The 17,880-nt window shown below is 69.3% G+C and carries 8 protein-coding genes and 1 pseudogene; 4 read left to right on the forward strand and 5 right to left on the reverse strand.

What is annotated here, in order from left to right; translation table 11 throughout:
- Nucleotides 1–557, reverse strand: a pseudogene (locus VET29_RS36195) (ArsR family transcriptional regulator); the annotation flags it as partial.
- Nucleotides 558–841: 284 nt separating this feature from the next.
- Between VET29_RS36195 and VET29_RS36200 the strand changes: the two are divergent.
- Nucleotides 842–4,687: a helix-turn-helix domain-containing protein gene (locus tag VET29_RS36200; RefSeq protein WP_324929350.1), complete on the forward strand. Its 3,846-nt coding sequence runs from the start codon at nucleotides 842–844 to the stop codon at nucleotides 4,685–4,687.
- Between the two features lie 28 nt (nucleotides 4,688–4,715).
- On the opposite strand, the gene VET29_RS36205 is transcribed toward VET29_RS36200, so the two are convergent.
- The 3 genes from VET29_RS36205 to VET29_RS36215 form a co-directional block, all read right to left on the reverse strand.
- On the reverse strand, nucleotides 4,716–5,543 hold the full coding sequence (locus VET29_RS36205) for a hypothetical protein (RefSeq protein WP_324929352.1): 828 nt from the start codon (nucleotides 5,541–5,543) through the stop codon (nucleotides 4,716–4,718).
- A 70-nt stretch (nucleotides 5,544–5,613) separates the two neighbouring features.
- Complete coding sequence (locus tag VET29_RS36210) at nucleotides 5,614–6,051, reverse strand: hypothetical protein (protein ID WP_324929354.1); 438 nt, start codon at nucleotides 6,049–6,051, stop codon at nucleotides 5,614–5,616.
- 443 nt (nucleotides 6,052–6,494) lie between these two features.
- Nucleotides 6,495–9,479, reverse strand: coding sequence for an AfsR/SARP family transcriptional regulator (locus tag VET29_RS36215; protein WP_324929356.1), 2,985 nt, complete (start codon nucleotides 9,477–9,479; stop codon nucleotides 6,495–6,497).
- Nucleotides 9,480–9,617: 138 nt separating this feature from the next.
- Here VET29_RS36215 and VET29_RS36220 point away from each other — a divergent pair, with 138 nt between their 5' ends.
- Nucleotides 9,618–10,229, forward strand: coding sequence for a hypothetical protein (locus VET29_RS36220; RefSeq protein WP_324929358.1), 612 nt, complete (start codon nucleotides 9,618–9,620; stop codon nucleotides 10,227–10,229).
- Between the two features lie 91 nt (nucleotides 10,230–10,320).
- On the opposite strand, the gene VET29_RS36225 is transcribed toward VET29_RS36220, so the two are convergent.
- Nucleotides 10,321–13,377, reverse strand: coding sequence for an AfsR/SARP family transcriptional regulator (locus tag VET29_RS36225; RefSeq protein ID WP_324929360.1), 3,057 nt, complete (start codon nucleotides 13,375–13,377; stop codon nucleotides 10,321–10,323).
- A 144-nt stretch (nucleotides 13,378–13,521) separates the two neighbouring features.
- Here VET29_RS36225 and VET29_RS36230 point away from each other — a divergent pair, with 144 nt between their 5' ends.
- Both VET29_RS36230 and VET29_RS36235 read left to right on the forward strand, forming a co-directional pair.
- A complete protein-coding gene (locus tag VET29_RS36230; protein ID WP_324929362.1) occupies nucleotides 13,522–14,604 on the forward strand; it encodes a VCBS repeat domain-containing M23 family metallopeptidase in 1,083 nt (360 codons plus the stop codon).
- Nucleotides 14,605–14,902: 298 nt separating this feature from the next.
- The gene (locus tag VET29_RS36235; protein ID WP_324929364.1) at nucleotides 14,903–17,824 is read left to right on the forward strand and encodes a glycosyl hydrolase; all 2,922 of its coding nucleotides are present in this window, start codon (nucleotides 14,903–14,905) and stop codon (nucleotides 17,822–17,824) included.
- Nucleotides 17,825–17,880: the final 56 nt, after the last annotated feature.

The following is a 17,880-nucleotide window of genomic DNA, read 5'->3' on the forward strand; positions in this document are numbered from 1 at the left end:
AGCACGCCAGGCAGGTTCGCCAGCAACGCGCCGGTACCGTGCTCGACGAGCTGGCGGGTGCGGCCGACGCGATCCGCGTTGACGATGTCGCGGACCTGCGCCCATTGCGGCGCGACCAACAGGTCGTACGCGTCCCGGACGGCCCGCACGACCTGGACCAGAATCTCGCCGTCGCCGCTGGCGAGCGATCGTGCCCAAGGCGGTGGACCGCGGTGTGCGAACACGGCGGCCAGGTCGGCGGTAAGCGATGCCCGTGGGGTGCACAGCATTGCCTCGCACGCGGCGTCGAGGTCGCTCATGGGACCTGGCGGGGTGAGGAAGTCCGGAAAGGGGCCCCTCGGCGGGACCAGGCACTGCAGCAGCCCCATCGCGACCCGACCCCGATGCGCTCCCGCGAACCGGCGCTCGAGTTCCTGCCGCCACCCGACGAGCGGCACCGGCGGCCGCCGAGCCTGCGTCATGTGCAGGCCAAGCATCAACTCCCACAGCGGATCCGGCTTCCTCGCCAGCCGTATCCTCTGCAGATCCTGCCGATCGAACACCATGCGCAGCGTCATGCGTCCCCCAGTTGTGATCAGTCGCACGAGCTCCCTCTGGCACCGGCCCGCCGACCACCTGACGCGGCGACGCGAAGGTGGTCGGCGGACCGGCATCCCCCCTGTGCCGCCAAGTCCAGCATCTTCGTGGTTGCGGCGGAAGGTCGATTGACAGGTCCGCACAAGTCCGTACAGTCGAGTTCGTGGGGCATTAGTGCTTGACAGGGCAATTGATGTTCGCCGCAGGACACCGACTCGGAGGTCCGGTGGACAGCAGCGAGAAGATCCCCCGTCCGTCAACCGTGGTGACGAAAAGAGATTTCGGACTCGTACTGACCGCGCTGCGGGAAAACGCCGGCTTCACGGTGCGTGAGCTGGCCAGGAAGTTGGACGTCCCACTCGGCACCGTCAGCGGGTGGTGCACCGGCCGCCATCTACCGACCCTGTCACAGAAAGACATGTTCCTGCGACTGCTCGCCACGTGCGGAGTCGAGCACGGTGCCGAAGAAGAATGGTCGGCGTGCTGGTTGCGACTGCGGCGGCCGTTGGGACAACAGCGGACCGACGCGCCGACTCCCTACCGAGGGTTGGAGCCGTTTCAGCCGGAGCACGCCGACTGGTTCTTCGGGCGGTCGCGGTTGACACGGGCACTGGTGCGGCGGGTCACCTCCAGTGCACCGGGGATGGTCGTGGCCGTCGGCTCGTCCGGCTCGGGGAAGTCGTCACTCCTGCGCGCGGGACTGCTGCCGGCGTTGTGTGGAAACGGACCGGCCGCCCATCGCTGGCACGGTTTGCCGTTCACGCCCGGTCCGCGTCCGGTGTCGATGTTGGCGACCCAGCTCGCCATGGTGGTGGACGTGGCGCCTGAGGTGATCGAGGCGGAGCTCCGGGACGAACCGGCGCAGGCCGCGCGGCGGGTGGGGGACCTGGTCACGGCTCCGCTGCTCCTTGTCGTGGACCAGTTGGAAGAGGTCTTCACGGCGACGAGCGCCGATGTCGCCGAGCAGGGCGTGTTCCTCGGCGCGTTGCGCGCACTGGCCGGGTTGGAGAACGGCGCGCTGCGTGTGGTCGCGGGCATGCGTGCGGATTTCTACCCGGATGCGCTGCGGTGGCCCGTGCTGGCATCCGCCCTGCAGGAGAACCAGGTCGCCGTGGGACCGATGACGGATGACGAGCTGCGGCAGGTGATCGTGGAACCCGCGAGGCTCGCGGGGATCGACATCGAGAGCGGCTTGGTCGACTTGTTGCTGCGTGACCTCACTCCGGCGGGTGCCCGCCACGGACGAGTGGACACCGGCGCGTTGCCGTTGTTGTCGCACGTGTTGTTGGCGACGTGGGAACAGAGCGGCCGCCGCAGGATGTCGGTCGCGGACTACCTGATGACCGGGAGGATCCACGGTGCCGTCGCCAACACCGCGGAAGCCGTCTTCACCGGTCTCACCGAGTCGGAGCAGGCATTGGCGCGCCAGATCTTCCTGCGGTTGGTGCACGTCGGCGACAACAGCCCCGACACTCGCCGGCGCGTTCAGCTCGACGAGCTGACCGGCGGACGCGACGACGACAGGGACGCCAGAACCAGGGAGCTGTTGGGGCGCTACGTGGATCGCAGGCTGATCACCGCCGATGTCGATGGGGTGGAAATCAGTCACGAGGCGCTGCTCGACTCCTGGCCACGGCTACATGACTGGGTCGACACCGACCGGTCCGGCCTCCGCCTGCACCGTCGGCTGACCGAGGCGACGAGGAGCTGGGCGGAAGCCGACCGTGATCCCGGGGCGCTCTACCGGGGTGTGCGGCTCGACGCCGCGGTCGAGTGGGTCACCAGGCAGGACCATCGCGACGAGCTCAACCAACTGGAGCGGGAGTTCGTTGACGCCAGCGTCGAGGCGGACCGCACGGCACGCTTCCGCCAGCGCCGCGGGACCAGACGGCTGCGCTGGCTCGCCGCCGCGCTCGGCGCACTGCTCCTGGTGTCGGTCGCCACGACCGTCTACTCGATCCAGCAGCGCGCCACGGCCGACAGGGAACGCAACCTCGCGATCTCCCGCCAGGTCGCCGGCGCCGCCAATCGCCTGGCCGACAGCGATCCCGCACTGGCCGCGCAGTTGGCGGTCACGGCATACCGCATCGCGCCAACCATGGAAGCGACCTCCAGCCTGCTCGCCGCGGCCAGCCGCCCGGCGGTGAGCCGCATGGTGCGCCCGACCCGCGCGCAGCAGGCCGTCGCCGTCAACCCCGCGGGCACCCTGCTCGCGGCCGCCGGCGCCGAAGACACCGATCCCGCGGTGCTGCTGTGGGATCTGCGGGACTCCCGCGGGCCCAGACTGTTGGACTCACCGCTGACCGGTCATGACAAGGCGATCTACGCGGTCGCGTTCTCACCCGACGGCACCATCCTGGCCACCGGGTCAGCCGACAACACCGTGCGGTTGTGGGACGTCTCCACCCCGGCGCGCCCCCGGCCGCTCGGTCGGGCGCTCACGGGACCGCTCGACCGTGTCCTCGCGGTCGAGTTCAGCCCGGACGGCACCATGCTGGCCGTCGGAAGTGGCGACAAGAGCATCCGGCTCTGGGACGTCCGGGACCGTGAGCACCCGGTGCTCACCGGCCCGGCGTTGACCGGAGCGACGGGCGCGGTCCAGTCCATCGCCTTTGCCGCGGGGGGCACGGTCATGGCGGTCGCGGACGCCGACCACGCGGTCCGGATCTGGAATGTCGCCGACCGTCGGCACCCGCGGCCCCTCGGCTCGCCCCTGACCGTGCCCAGCCGAGTCAACGCCGTCGCGTTCAGTCCGGACGGCACGATGCTCGCCGCCGGCAGCAACGACGCGATCGTTCGCTTGTGGACCATGGCCGACCCGTCCCAGCCGGCGCCGGCCGGTACGCTCACCGGCACGACCGGTTGGATCAACGCGATCGCCTTCAGTTCCAACGGAAAGCAGCTGGTCGCCGCGAACGCGGCCGCCCGGGTCCAGGTCTGGGATCTGCCGACCGGGCAGATGCTGGTGGATCTTCCCCACGCCGAACCCGCCACAGCGGTCGCTTTCCGGGACGGCGACCGGGTGCTCTACACCAACAGCACCGATGGCATCGCACGCCGCTGGCTGGTACCCGGACCAGTCCTACCCACGGAGGGTCGCCAGATCACCGAGGTGATCTTCCACCCCAAACGGCGAGTGCTGTTCGACGGCGGTACGGACCTGCGGCGCTGGGACCTGACGAATCGGGACAACCCCACCCCGCTCGGGCAGCCGTTGATCGCCCCGCAGGACCGGATGGCCGGCGAAATCACCTTGAGCCCGGACGGCGACACCCTCGCCGCCGCGACGCGCACCGTCAACTCGATCCTGTTCTGGGACGTGACCGATCCGGGCCACCCTCGCCCTTATCCGGTCGGCCTCACCGGGCACACCGCGTTGATCGAACAGATCCGGTTCAGCCACGACGGGAAACTCCTCGTCAGCTCGGGCGACGACGACACGGTCCGGTTGTGGGACACGGCCAACTTGCGGGCCCCGGTGGCGCTCGCCACGCTCGACCCGGGCGTCGGGTTCGTCTACGCCGCGGACTTCAGCCAGGACGACGAAATCCTCGCCGCCGTGACACAGCACGGCTTTCTCGCGCTGTGGGACATCCGCGACCCACACCACCCCAAGCCCTTCGGCGCACCCGTCAACGTCGCTCCGGACGATGCCAGATCCCTCGCGATCAGCCCGAACGACCACACGCTCGCCGTCGGCATCGCGAACGGCACCGTAATGTTGTGGGACATCGAGAACCCCCGCCACCCCAATCCCGTCGGCCCCACGACCACAGGCCCGGACGGCATCGTCCATGCCCTCGCGTTCAACGCCGATGGCTCCATCCTCGCCGGCGGCGCCGGCATCGGACAGACCTGGATGTGGCGAGTCAGCGACGACCGAAGGCTCAACCCGCTGGCCATCCTGCAGGGATCGGGGACGGCCATCTGGTCACTCCAGTTCGCTCCCGATGGCCACGACCTGGCGGCCGCCGGAGATGACATCAATCTGTGGGAGACGGATCCCCAGCTTGCCATCCGACGCATCTGCCAGCACATGGGAGACCAGATCGACGAAACGGAATGGCACAGGAACATCCCCGACGCGCCGTACCAGAACATCTGTCCATGAAGGACTCGCCCATCACCGGGTAGCTGACTCAACCAAGTACGTGCACGGCGTTGTCGACGATGACGGTGTTGCGTTCCTGAATCGCGGTGAGCGCCGGCCTCGCGCGTTCGATCATGGAGTTCTCGTAGTCGCATTCGACGCTGTACCAGACGCCAACGACATCGGTGGCCGCTTTACAGGCCACATCGGCCAGTGCGGTTTCGATCTCCGCGGGCGAGATGACCGTGGCGGTGATGTCGAAGTCAGCGGCAACCGCGAGGGGGGTGGTGTACGCGTATCCGCGCTCGGTCATACATCGAGACCACCTGGCGAACACCTCGATGACACGCGGATCGGACTTCGATCGTGCGAACCCGTCGAAATCGATCTGGTCGGCCAGTGTCTCCTCGGTGCCGTCGATACCCAGGGCGTCGGACGCCGAGCCGAGACAACCGGTGTCACCCGCCCGGCCGGGAGGTAGCTGTCGACCGTCCGTGTTTCCTGTCAGGGCCCTCATTTCCGCGGGTGACGGTCGTGGCCCTTTATCGGCGTGGTTGACAACCAGCTGGTCGGGCTCGAGGTGATAACCCAGCCGCTTGGCTGTCGCCGGATCGGTGACGCCGTACCTACGTGACATCGGGTCGAACGAGGGGCGCGCATGCGCTGGCGCGGTCGTGAAGCCGGCACGGCGCATGCACTCCCCCACAAGCTGAGCGTGGGCACGGTCGACGACGGCCCGCTGTTCCGCGGTAAGCCGGTATGCCTGGACCGGCAATGCCAGGCCGCGCGGGTCGGCCAGCATCGGCGCACCTGTGTCAGTTTCAGGTGCGGCCGTGGGTGACGAGCACCCGACCATGGCGACGCTGAACACGATCATACCCGCGCACCACAGCATTGACCGTCGAAGTCCAGACACCTCGGCTCACCTCCGATCGAGAGGATTGAGATCAGCACCCATACCAGGAGAGAGAGGAGTTCCTGTTCGTCACATCAGCCAGGTTCCACCTGGCGGAACCCTCGAACCCAGACTTGTTGATGTCGGCGCGACTACCCTGCCAGCCTGGTTCCGACCAAATTATCGCGCAGTACATCGTATCGGCATTAGCGGCGGATGCCACGTTGTCCCACACTTGTTCTCCCCTTCCTGTCCCGTTGTCGGGGAAGTACGTCGCCGGGTTCGCCATATCCCACACGTTGTCCTGGAGGCAGATGTGCGCTCCTGTGTAGCTTTGTCCCCACCACAGCATTAACGGACCACCGGGCCGTGTCGAGCAGTCCGGGTCCACCGTCGCCGATGCCGAAGAAACAGGCAACAGGGTGATTCCGCCGACCGCCAGCAAGATCGCCAGAACGGATCTCAGTGAGTAACGGGTTGGTCTGATCATGACCATCTCCCTACGATTCTCCATACGGGTCGATGCCGATCATCGGCGATGATCCTACGAGCAAACAACGCCTTTGCCTTCAGGTGTAAAAAGTGTCAGGTGGAGCGACGAGGGTGACGTCAGGTTGTTGGCTGCGCTCACCCTGACCGCGACCGGCCGAGCGGCTGGCAGCCGCCCCAGCCTCGCCGCGCCGACGCGTGGGTATAGCTGGGAAACCTTGACGCGTTCCTTACTGCCGACGATCTACGCGCAGGTGGACTTTTCGGCGAGAATCGCGGCACTCATCGCAGTGTCCGTCGTGAGTGCCATACCCGCGGCGATGTTCCCCCGGTGATCCCTCGCCACAAGTTACCGCCCAAGAACGGTCCGAACCCTGAACGACCGATGACCGCATTCGTCAAAGCCTGACCACCACACGAGGAGCCATGAGTGCCGTTCTCAGTTCATGGATCCTGCGCGTTGATCGCAGCGAGGATGGCGCGCTCCAACAGGAGGTAACCGCGTTCGCGGGCGGTGGCCAGCGCCGTCGCGGCGAGCGCGGTGGCCTCCACATGACGACCCGCCCCGCGATGGCAGGTGGCCAGGCCGATCAGCACCCTGGTCTCGGTGTACCGATCCCCGATGGTCCTGGCGAGTTCACGGGCCCGCAGCAGGGTGTCCTGCGCTGACCGATGATCGCCGAGGCGGGCGTGGACGCTGGCGAGCACCGTCAGCGAAACCGCCTCGCCACGCCGGTTGCGGGTGTCGCGCGCCAGCGACACAGCCTCCCCGGCAAGGTCGAGAGCCTCGGCGTGCCGGCCTGTGTGCAGGTGGACGGCCGCGAGCGAGTCGAGGATGTCGATCTCGTTGCTGCGATCGGCGACCTCGCGGGCAACTACCAGCGCGGGAGCAAGCGCGCCCAGGGCGTCGTCGGTGCGGCCAAGGGCGTGGTAGACCTCGCCGAGGCCGGCCAGGGTCCTTGCCTCACTCGCGCGGGAGCCGGCCCGCCGGTCGAGTTCCGCGGCCTCGGTCAGGCGGCGCGCCGCGGAGTGCAGCCGGCCGAGCCGCAGGTCGACCAGGCCCAGGTTGGACAGCCAGGCCGACTGACCGGTTCGCCGCTCGATGGCCAGCGCCTGGGTGTACCACTCGGCGGCCTCCTCGGGTCGCCCCAGATCCTGGTAGACGTTGCCGAGTCCGCCGAGGGCGGCCGACTCACACTCGACCCAGCCCACCTCCTTGGCGTTGTCACGGGCACCGGTGTAGTGGTCGAGGGACGCCTCAATCTCGCCCCCCGCAAAGCACAGCGTTGCCATGCCGAGGTGGGCCGCGGCACGGGCACGCGGGTCGCCGTCCGCGGCGGCCGCGGCGAGGGCCGCATGGGAAACGGTCGCGAAGTCCACCAGATGCCAACACATGGACAGGTATCCGCGCAGCGCGCATGCGAGCAGCCATGCCGCCGGGCGCGTGCCGCACTCGGCGGCGCGGAGCACGGCGGCGACCAGGTTCGGCCGCTCCGCATCGAGCCATGCCAGCGCGGAAGTGTTGTCACCGAACGTTTCGATCACGCCGGTGACGGCCGGACCGGGCAACGGCGCGCGCAGGAACTGTGGGTAGAGCTGGCCAGCGGCGGCGTCAGCACCGCGTAGGTAGTGGTCGTACAGGCGGACGAACGCGATCCGGCGGGTGGCGTCGCCGTCCTCGGCGGCGGCCCGCTCGGCGGCGTAGCGGCGTAACAGGTCGTGGCAGCTGTACCGGCCGGGCCCGGACTCGTTGACCAGGTGCGCGGCGGCGAGCCTGTCGAGCAACCGGGCGGTGCGCGGTGGCGAGAGGCTGGCGAGGGCCGCGGCGGCCGGGATGGTGATGTCCGGGCCGGGAACCAGGCCGAGCAGCCGGAACAGTCGCCGCGCCGGCGCCGGCAGCGTCCGATAGGAGCGGTCGAACGCGGCCCGGACGGCGACGTGCGGATCACCACCGACCTCGAGGGCGGCCAGCGGGTTGCCGCCGGCGAGTTCCGCGGTGTAGCTGGCGATGGTGATCTTGGGCCGGGCGGTCAGGTTGGCCGCGGCGATCCGCAGTGCCAGCGGCAGGTGGTCGCACAGGCAGGCCAACGTGGCGACCGCATCCGGTTCCGCGCCCGCCCGCTCGACCCCCAGCAACCGGGTGAGCAGGGTTTCGGCCTCGACGGGGTCGAGCACGTCGAGCAGGACGCGCACAGCTCCGTCGACGGCGACCAGGCCGTCGAGCCGGTCCCTGCTGGTGATCAGCACCAGGCAGTCGGCACTGCCCGGCAACAGCGGGCGGATCTGGTTGGGATGGTGTGCGTTGTCCAGCACGACCAGAACCCGTTTGTCGGCAAGGAGGCTGCGGTACAGCGAGGTCGCGGCGTCCAGCTCGACCGGGATGCCTTCGGTCGGCACTCCCAGGACCAACAGGAACCGGGCCAACACCTCGATCGGCCGCAGCGGCGGCCCTGCCGCGTAGCCGCGCAGGTTGACGTAGAGCTGACCGTCGGGAAAGCGGTCCCGCACGCGATGTGCCCAGTACACGGCCAACGCGGACTTGCCAACGCCACTGGTGCCGACGATCGCCGAGATCACGACGGACCGGCGCGGGGCTCCGCCGGCCGGCAGCAGCGCGTCCAGCCGGTCCAGGTAACCGTCCCGGCCGGTGAATGCCGCGATCTCGGCGGGCAACTGCATCGGGCGCCCCCGGGCCGGGCCGGCCTGCGGGGCCTCACCGGCGATGATCGCCCGGTGCAGGTCACGCAGCTCGGTGCTCGGCTCGACACCGAGCTCGGCGACCAGCACATCGCGGGCACGGCGATAAGCGTCCAGTGCCTGCGCCCGCCGGCCGCACCGGTAGGCGGCCAACATCAGCAGGGTCCACAGCCGCTCGCGCAGCGGGTGCTCGTCGGCAAGGCGGTGCAACTCGTCCACCACACCGGCATGCCGGCCAAGCTCGAGCTCCGCGTGCATACGTTCCTCCAGCGCGCCCAGCCGGGACTGCTCGAGGCCGGCCACGTACGCCGTCACGGTCGGGGTGGCAGCCACGTCGACCATCGCCGGACCCCGCCACAGCGCCAGCGCTTCGGACAACCGCGCCACCGCCGCGTCCACCCGGCCGGCGGCCAGCTCGCCCCGCCCAGCGGCGACGAGCCGGGCGAACCGGGTCGCGTCGAGGTCGTCATCGTCGAGCCGCAGCTCGTACCCGTTGCCGCGGGTGACGAGCCGGGCGCCGAGCACCCTGCGCAGCTTCATCACGTTGTTGTGGACCGCGCCGACAGCGGTCCTGGGCGGCCGGTCCGCCCAGATCTCGTCGACCAGCCGGTCTGTTGTGACCACCCGTCCGGCCTCGGCCAGCAGCAGCGCCAGCAACACCCGCTGCTGCCGCGCCCGCACCGGCGACCAGACGGCGCCGTCCCATATCTGTACCGACCCGAGTATCCGCAACCGCATATCCCCTGTTTCGTGGCGAGGCTCGGTCCGGATCGGTCCGGGGGCCACACATGAGAACGGTGTGAGAGCGGTGTTATCGCCCGTTCCTACGGTTCGCCACGTCCAGCTCATCCCCACCCCGGAGGGCACATCATGAAATTGCGGAAGAGATTGTCGTTACGGCCGCTGCTCGGCACCGTCGTCGGCGTACTGGCGGTCGCCGCCCTGACCACACCGCTGCTGGTGGGATCGGCGACGGCGCAGGACGACCCGAGGGTCCCCGAGGCCGACTGCGTTGCCCCCGTCGACCCGACGACGATCACAGAACCGACACCGATCACAGAACCGACACCGATCACGGTGCCGACGACGATCACAGAACCGACGACGATCACGCTGCCGACGTCGGTACCGTTCGACAGCCCCGAGATGACCAACGCCGACGACAAGAAGTGCCCGGCACGCACCGAGGTCAAGGACCTGAACTACGGCTACACCGCCAAGATCGCGGACGGCAAGCTGGTGGTCACGTTCACCGACGGAAAGGCGTGCAAGGTCGAGTCGGTCGAGGCCACCGACGGCAAACTGCGCGACGACAAGGTGACCGTCGAACAACCGGTCAAGGACGGCGAGGCCAAGATCAAGGTCAAACTGACCGTGAAGTGCGGCGAGGACACGTTGGTCTACGAGGGATTCGTCATCGCCTACGACGAGTCCATCAACCAGATCAAGGTGGACGTGGGCGACCTCAAACCGACCGAGTAACTCCGGGCCACCCAAGCATGCCCCGAAGACAACCCTGGCACCTACGCGAAGCCAGGGCCTTCGGGGCAGCACGGGTGGCACGGTCGCGACCTCACCGGCGCGGGGCGTGCCGGTGTTCGGGTAGTAACGCCATCACTGCCACGCTCTCGGTCTCGTTGCCGATGCGGTCGTACAGGGCAAGCGCATTCCCCCACACGTGGGCCGCGAGGGTTGAGTCGCCGTCGGTCTGGTGGGCTCTGCCCAGTGCGGTGAGGGCGTGTGCCTGCTCCAGATCGTTGCCCATTCGCCGCGCCAGCTCGACGGCCCTGGTCAGCTGCTCGATGCCGGCCGCCACGCGGCCGGTCAGGGTGTCGACTGTCCCCAACAGCCTGACGCAGATGGTCTGTCCCCAAAGGACACTGTGCTGGTCGAACACGGCCATGCAGCGCTCGAGAGTCTGCCTTGGCACGACGAGCCCCAGTCGCAGCTTCAGTTCCGCTTCGGCGAGCAGCAGGTAGACCTCGAGGGTCAGCTCTCGCCTGCCACGGCACTGTTCGACCGCGTCGGCGAGGCGGCTGAGCACTGCCGCGGCCGTGTCCCGGTTCTGGCATGCGCCGGCGAGCTCCCAGAGCGCGAGCACTCGGTTGTACATGTTCCCGTTGCCATCGGCCAGCGCCAGGCTGCGTTCACCGCAGCGGGTGGCCTCGTCGTAGTGCCCCTGCTGGCGGCTGGTCGACGCGCGCAGACACCACAGCAGGCCAAGGCCTGCGTCGTAGTCGAGCGCCTGCGCCATCTCCATCGCGACCCGCGCGTGGGTCCGCGCCTCGGCGAGCCGACCGCGGCGCAGGCTGAGGAGCGCGCGCAGACCGCACACGTCCACCACCCCATGCGGTTGGTCGTACTCGCGGAAGACCGCCTCGGCACCGTCCAGATCGATGGCCGGGACCCGGACACCGACCACCCGCAGGTAACCGAGGTTGCGCGTGATGACCGCGGCACCGAGCCGATCGCCGCCCTCGACGCACACCCGCGACGCGAGCTGGTGGGTGAGCAGCCAGTCGTCGTAGTAGCCGCAGTGGGCGTGGTAGCCGACGCCGCGTGCCGCGATCTCCCATGCCTGCGCGGCGAGCCCGGTGCGCGCTGCCTGACCGACCGCGGCGACGAGCGTGCCGCGCTCGGCGTCGAACCAGGCCAGTGGGTCGCGGGCCACCTCGGCGGTCAGGTCGTCGTCGGTACGCCGTCGGGGCGCGTCACCCGGTATGTCCCAGACGACGTGCTCATGCAACGCGCGATCGGCGACGTCGGCCACGGCGAGCAGTGCGCCGAGGGCCCTGGACAGCGCCGCGACCCGCTCCTCTTCCCCGTCCTCGATCTCCCCCCGTTCTCGGGCGTAGAGACCGACCAGGTCGTGCAGGCGGTAGCGGAGGTGCCCCGTCCCCGCGGCCGTGCCGGTCACCAGCTGGGCGTCCACGAGCCGTTCGAGCAGCGTGTCGGTGCGTGCTGTCGGCAGGTCGAGCAGCGCGGCGACGATCCACGTCGGCGAGTCGGTCAGCTCCAGCAGTGCGAGCATGCGCAACGTCCGCCGGGTGTCCGGGTCGAGCCTGACGTAGATGGCGTCGATGCTGGCGCGGACGGCGAGGTCCCCGGTGGCCAGCTCGTCCAGCCGTCGCGCCTCGTCGTCGAGCCGTGCCGCCAGTCGTGCCAGCGGCCAGGCCGGCCGGGCGGCCAGTCGTGCGCCCACGATGCGCACGGCGAGCGGCAGGTGGTCACACCTGGCCACGATCACCTCGGCGAGTGCGGGCTCGGCCATCACCCGTTCCTCGCCGGCGATGGTGGCCAGCAGCCGGATCGCCGCCTCGTGACCCAGGGGGAGCAAGGGGAACTGCCGAGCGTTCAGCCCGGTGAGCGTCGTGCGGCTGGTGACCAGTACCGCACAGGTCGCGCTGCCGGGTAGCAGCGGACGAACCTGCCGCTCGTCGGCCGCGTTGTCGAGCACGAGCAGCACCCGGCGGTCGGCCAGCAGCATGCGCAGGCGGGTCGCACGTTCCTCCACCGTGGTCGGCAACGCCCTGCCGTCCATGCCCAGTGCGGTGAGGAACCGGGCGAGCACATGTGCCGGATCGGTCGCGTCCGGCTCGATGCCGTGCAGGTCGGCGTAGAGCTGACCGTCCGGAAAGGACTCTCGAAGCCGATGGGCGACGTGCACGGTGAGAGTGGTCTTGCCGACCCCGCCCTGCCCGGTCATCGCCAGCACCGGCATCGCGGTGGTCGACGGACCGGCGGTCAGTGCGTCGGTGATCGTGGCGACCTCGTCGTCACGACCGACGAAGTCGACGATGTCCGGTGGGAGCTGGTTGGGCGTGGGTGGGCGCACAGCGGGAGAAACGGCCACCACCGCGGGCACGCGCCGCTCGAACGTGCTGGCGGGCACGGGTTCGCCCGCCAGGATCGTCTGATGCAGCTCGGCGAGCTCACGCATCGGCGGGATGCCCAGCTCGTCGTCGAGCAGCGTGTGCCCCTGCTGGTAGGCCGCCAGCGCCTCGGAGCGCCGCCCGCACCTGGCGAGAGCGAGCATCAGCTGGCCACGCAGACCCTCGACCAGCGGGTGGGCGTTCACCCACCGAGCGAGCTCACCGACCACGTCGGCATGCCGGCCGAGACCGAGCTCGACCGACATCCTGGTCTCGACCGCGACCAGCCGGAGCCGCTCCAGCTGCGCGGCCTCCGCGGCCACCGCCGGGGTGTCCGCCACCTCGCTCAACGCGGGCCCGCGCCACAGCGTCTCCGCCCGGCCCAGCTGCTCGGTCGCCGTGGACAACCGGCCGGCGGACAGGCTCTGCTGCCCGGCGCGGACGAGCTGGGTGAACACGCGTGAGTCGACGTCGTCGTCGGTGGTCATCAGCCGGTAGCCGCTGCCTTCCGTGACGAGCAGCGCGCCGGCGGCGTCGCCGAGCAGCCGGCGCAGCCGCATCACGTAGGCCTGCACGGTGTTCAACGCCGATGACGGTGGCCGGTCTCCCCACAGCTCGGACATCAGCCGGTCGGTACTGGCGACCTTCCCGGACTCGATCAGCAGTATCGCGAGGACGAGGCGCTGCTGGCGTGCACGCACGCCCGTCCAGCCGGACCCGGTCGCGACCCGGAGCGGGCCGAGTATCTGAAAGCGCATCACGCCCCATCTCGCGAACAGTGCACGAACTGTAGCCGTCAGTGTCAGTTCAGTGAGCCGTCAGCGGCGACGGCCACCCTGATTGGTGTAATTTTCACCCACCAAAACGGATTCACGTTATTGATTTCCTCGACTTGGAGAGGCATGACTCGCAACATTCGTCCAGCAGCGGCGATCCGCGGCGCGGTAGCAGCCCTGTGCGTGGCGGCCGGGGTCGTCATCGTCACCCCGGGCACCGCGTCGGCCGTGCCGAACTTCCAACTACCGTTCCAATGCGACGACACCTGGCGGTTGAACACGTGGGACAGCGCGCATGCTCCCGCGCTGGACATGGTGCACGAGCCGCAGGCGAACACCGAGGGCCAGATCGTCGTCGCGCCCGCCGCGGGAACGGTGAACCAGTCGTACTTCCACAGCAACGCCGGCAACATGATCCAGATCAACCACGGCGGCGGTCACTTCACCACCTACATCCACCTGCAGTCCCGCTCGGTCTCGGTCGGCGCACAGGTGGCGCAGGGTCAGGTGATCGGCCGGGTCGGACACACCGGCCCCACCTCCAACGGCGTCTCCCACCTGCACTACGAGCAGGGCTTCGACGCCAACGGTGACGGCAGTGCCAGCTGGGGTTTCCAGGGTGCCGAGCGGGTCACGGCCCGGTTCAACGGCGTGAACTACGGTCCCGGCGCCGGCGGCGAGTGGCGCAACGTGGTGAGCAGGAACTGCGGTGGCGGAGGCGGCGGCTCGTCCGACGTCACCGGCGACGGCCGACCGGACCTGGTCGGCCGGACCGAGTCGGGCGATCTGTTGTTGTACCAGCACTCGGGTTCGGTCAACGGCGAGTCCACGTGGCGGTCATCGACGAAAGTCGGCCACGGCTGGGGCGCGATGACCGCGATCCTGCTCGGTGACGTCACCGGCGACGGCCTCAGCGATCTGGTGGGACGGACCGCATCGGGCGACCTCCTGCTGTACCCACACTCGGGTTCGGTCAACGGCGAAGCCACCTGGCGATCGTCGACCAAGGTCGGCCACGGCTGGGACGGCATGACCGCGATCGAGTTGGCCGATGTGAGCGGCGACGGCTGGGAGGACCTGGTCGGACGGACCGCATCGGGCGACCTCCTGCTGTACCCACACTCCGGCTCGGTCAACGGCGAAGCCACCTGGCGATCATCGACCAAGGTCAGCCACGGCTGGGGCGCGATGACAGGTGTGCTTCTCTGACAGGCCCTTGGCCCGTGCCAGCATCGCCTGCTGGCACGGCGCCCTGTCGGTGCGAGTCAGGCCATCACGATCAACCCTCACCTTGGCGAGACGCCCCCGCCGACTCTGGTGGCGGCGGAACACGACCCGGCGGCCATCAACGCTCAGGTCATGGCTTCACAGTCGATCGTTGACCCCTCACCCGACGGCCTGCTACAAAGTGTGAGAGCGCTTTCACGCGCGCCGGTATTTTTTTCTGCCGACTGGACCTGTGGTCGTTCGCTGTCCTGTTTCGCCCCTGCTCAAAGGAGAGCCGCTCATGCGAAACCGCACTGTCCCGCGGCCGGCGCGCCTGTTGGCCCGGCTGCGCACGATCGCCGCGTTCTCCGCCATGGCGATGGTGGGCACGGTCGCGCCCCTGCTGCTCAACGCCGCGCCCGTGGTCGCGGAGCCGGTGGGCGCGGGCAGCTACACCACGGCGCTCCCGGCCGGCGCCGCGCTGCCGTCGGGGTGTGGCGACCTGGCCACCAACCCCAGGCGGCACATGACCGCGAACGCCCCCGCCGGCCCGGTGCCCACCAACGACTGGTGGTCGTCGCTGGTCTACAAGCGCACCGACTGCGCGTTCTCGGACAACCTGATGGCACACCCGTTCTCGTTCGACACGGTCGCCGGTGGCCTCGGCGTCGACTACTCCACCAGCCCGACCATCACCGGCACCCCGACCACGGTCGGCGAGTACCACTTCCAGTACGGCGCGGACTTCACCCTCGGCGTCACCGGCCTCAACGCCACCGAGTCCAAGGTCGACGGCTGGACCGACTGGACCGTCAGCCCGTACTGGTCCGACGGCACCCGCACCCTGCGCACCACCATCGGCCACGGCTCGCCCTTCGTCTACGCCAGGGTGACCGGCGGGGACGCACGCCTGTCCTTCTCGAGCGCGCCGACCGTGTGGACCAACAGCGGCAACCGGGTCGGCTTCCGCGTCGACGGGCACGACTACGTCGCCTACGCGCCGTCCGGCGCGAGCTGGTCGTTGTCCGGCACCGCGATCACCTCCACCCTGGCGGGCAGGGGCTACTTCTCGGTGGCCGTACTGCCGACCACCACGAGCTCCACCGACGCGCGGCGCATCGCCCTGGCCGACTCCTACGGCGCCTACGCGCATGCCCACATCACCGGCACCCGCGTGTCCTGGGCCTACGACGCGTCCGCCAGCGTCGTGCGCGCCACCTACGCCTTCACCACCCAGGCGATGGAGGGCAGCCAGACCGGCACGGTCGTCGCCCTCTACCCGCACCAGTGGCACAACCTCGGCGGCGGCTCCCCCATCGCCGAGACCTACATCTCGCCACGCGGCCCGATGAAGGTCCTCGTCGGCGCGTCGTCGTTCACCACGAACACGCGCTACAACGGTGTGCTGCCCGAACTGCCGGGCGTCGGCATCACCGGCGGCGACGCGACCACCCTCAACGGCTATCTCGACCAGGCCGCGCAGGGCGACCCGCTCGCCGGCTTCGGCAACGACACGTACTGGACCGGCAAGGGCCTCGGTCGCGCCGCGCGGCTCGCCGAGATCGCCGACCTGGTCAACCGCGCCGACGTGCGGGACAAGATGCTCGGCGCGATCCGCACCCGGCTCACCGACTGGTTCACCGCGTCCTCGGGCAAGTCCCAGCGGGTGTTCTACTACGACCGCAACTGGGGCACGCTGATCGGCTACCCCGCCTCCTACGGCTCCGACGCCGAGCTCAACGACCACCACTTCCACTACGGCTACTACATCGCCGCCGCCGCGACCCTCGCCAAGTTCGACCCGACCTGGGCGTCGGACAGCCAGTACGGCGGCATGGTCGACCTGCTGATCCGCGACGCCAACAACTACGACCGCGGCGAGTCCCGTTTCCCGTTCCTGCGTGACTTCGACATCTTCGCCGGGCACGACTGGGCGGCCGGGCACGGCGCGTTCTTCGCCGGCAACAACCAGGAGTCCTCGTCAGAGGGCATGAACTTCGCCAACGCACTCATCCAGTGGGGCCAGGCCACCGGCGACACCGCGGTCCGCGACGCGGGCCTCTACATCTACACCACACAGGCCAGCGCCATCCAGAACTACTGGCTAGACCCGGACGACGAGGCCTTCCCGGCGGCCTTCGAGCACTCGACGGTCGGCATGGTCTGGGGCGACGGCGGCGCGTACGCCACCTGGTTCACCGCGGACCCGGAGAAGATCCACGGCATCAACATGCTGCCCATCACCGGCGGCTCGCTCTACCTCGGGCACGACCCGGCCTACGTCGACCGCAACGTCGCCGAGATCGTCCGCAACTCCGGCAGTGCCACCCCACGCTCGTGGGCCGACATCATCTGGTCGTTCCAGGCGCTGTCCAAACCCGACACCGCGCTGGCCGCGTTCCGTGCCAACTCCGGCTACACGGTCGAAGAGGGCGAAAGCCGGGCACACACGTTCCACTGGCTGCGCAACCTCAGCGCCCTCGGCCAGGTCGACACCGGCGTCACCGCCGACCATCCCCTGTACGCGGTGTTCACCAGGAACGGCGCACGAACCTACGTAGCCACCAACCTCGGCAACGCCAACCTGACCGTGCACTTCTCGAACGGCACCAACCTGGTCGTGCCGCCGGGCAAGACCGCCACCACCGGCGCCTACACCTGGACCGGCGGCAACGCCGTCCCCGGCGACAATCCGCCGACGACGGACCCGCCGGTGGCCAGCCCGGTTCTCAAGCTGGTCAGCCCGAGCTCACTGACCAGCGCCGACGGCACCGGCGCACGCGGAGACACGATCACCGGCGCGGGCGGCGTGAACCACGACGGCACCCCCACCAATGCCCGCGCCTACACGGCCTGCGGCATCACCGCGACCCTTGACACGAGCAGGCCGACCCGCTTCACGCTGCGCGTCGACTCCGGCACCAGCGTGGCCAACGGCGTCCAGGTCCGGATCTCCTACGACGCCAACGGATCCGGCGTCTACTCCCGATCGGAGACCTACCACTACTTCGCCACCGACCCCGTGGCCGGGTGGGAGACCTACACCCAGGACCGCGGCATCCAGTCCCAGACCGGCACCCCCGCCAACCTAGCCGGCGGCTGCGTCAAGCTGGAGATCTGGAGTGCCATCGGCAACGGCACCACCACGTTGCGCACCAGCGCCACGGCCACCGATGGCAACCAGTCCACTGTGGATATCCCCTTCACCGTGCCCGCGAGCTAGGACGACGGGCCGGTGTCGACCGCATCATCGCCTCACCGGAATGGAAGGAGGTCACC

It is taken from the genome of Actinophytocola sp., from assembly GCF_035634895.1.
GTDB lineage: Bacteria > Actinomycetota > Actinomycetes > Mycobacteriales > Pseudonocardiaceae > Actinophytocola.

Bases quoted from the DNA above. Each gene is read 5' to 3' on its own strand.
- VET29_RS36205 (WP_324929352.1), bottom strand. From the start codon at position 5,543: ATGATCGTGTTCAGCGTCGCCATGGTCGGGTGCTCGTCACCCACGGCC.
- VET29_RS36210 (WP_324929354.1), bottom strand. From the start codon at position 6,051: ATGATCAGACCAACCCGTTACTCACTGAGATCCGTTCTGGCGATCTTG.
- VET29_RS36220 (WP_324929358.1), top strand. From the start codon at position 9,618: ATGAAATTGCGGAAGAGATTGTCGTTACGGCCGCTGCTCGGCACCGTC.
- VET29_RS36225 (WP_324929360.1), bottom strand. From the start codon at position 13,377: ATGCGCTTTCAGATACTCGGCCCGCTCCGGGTCGCGACCGGGTCCGGC.
- VET29_RS36230 (WP_324929362.1), top strand. From the start codon at position 13,522: ATGACTCGCAACATTCGTCCAGCAGCGGCGATCCGCGGCGCGGTAGCA.
- VET29_RS36235 (WP_324929364.1), top strand. From the start codon at position 14,903: ATGCGAAACCGCACTGTCCCGCGGCCGGCGCGCCTGTTGGCCCGGCTG.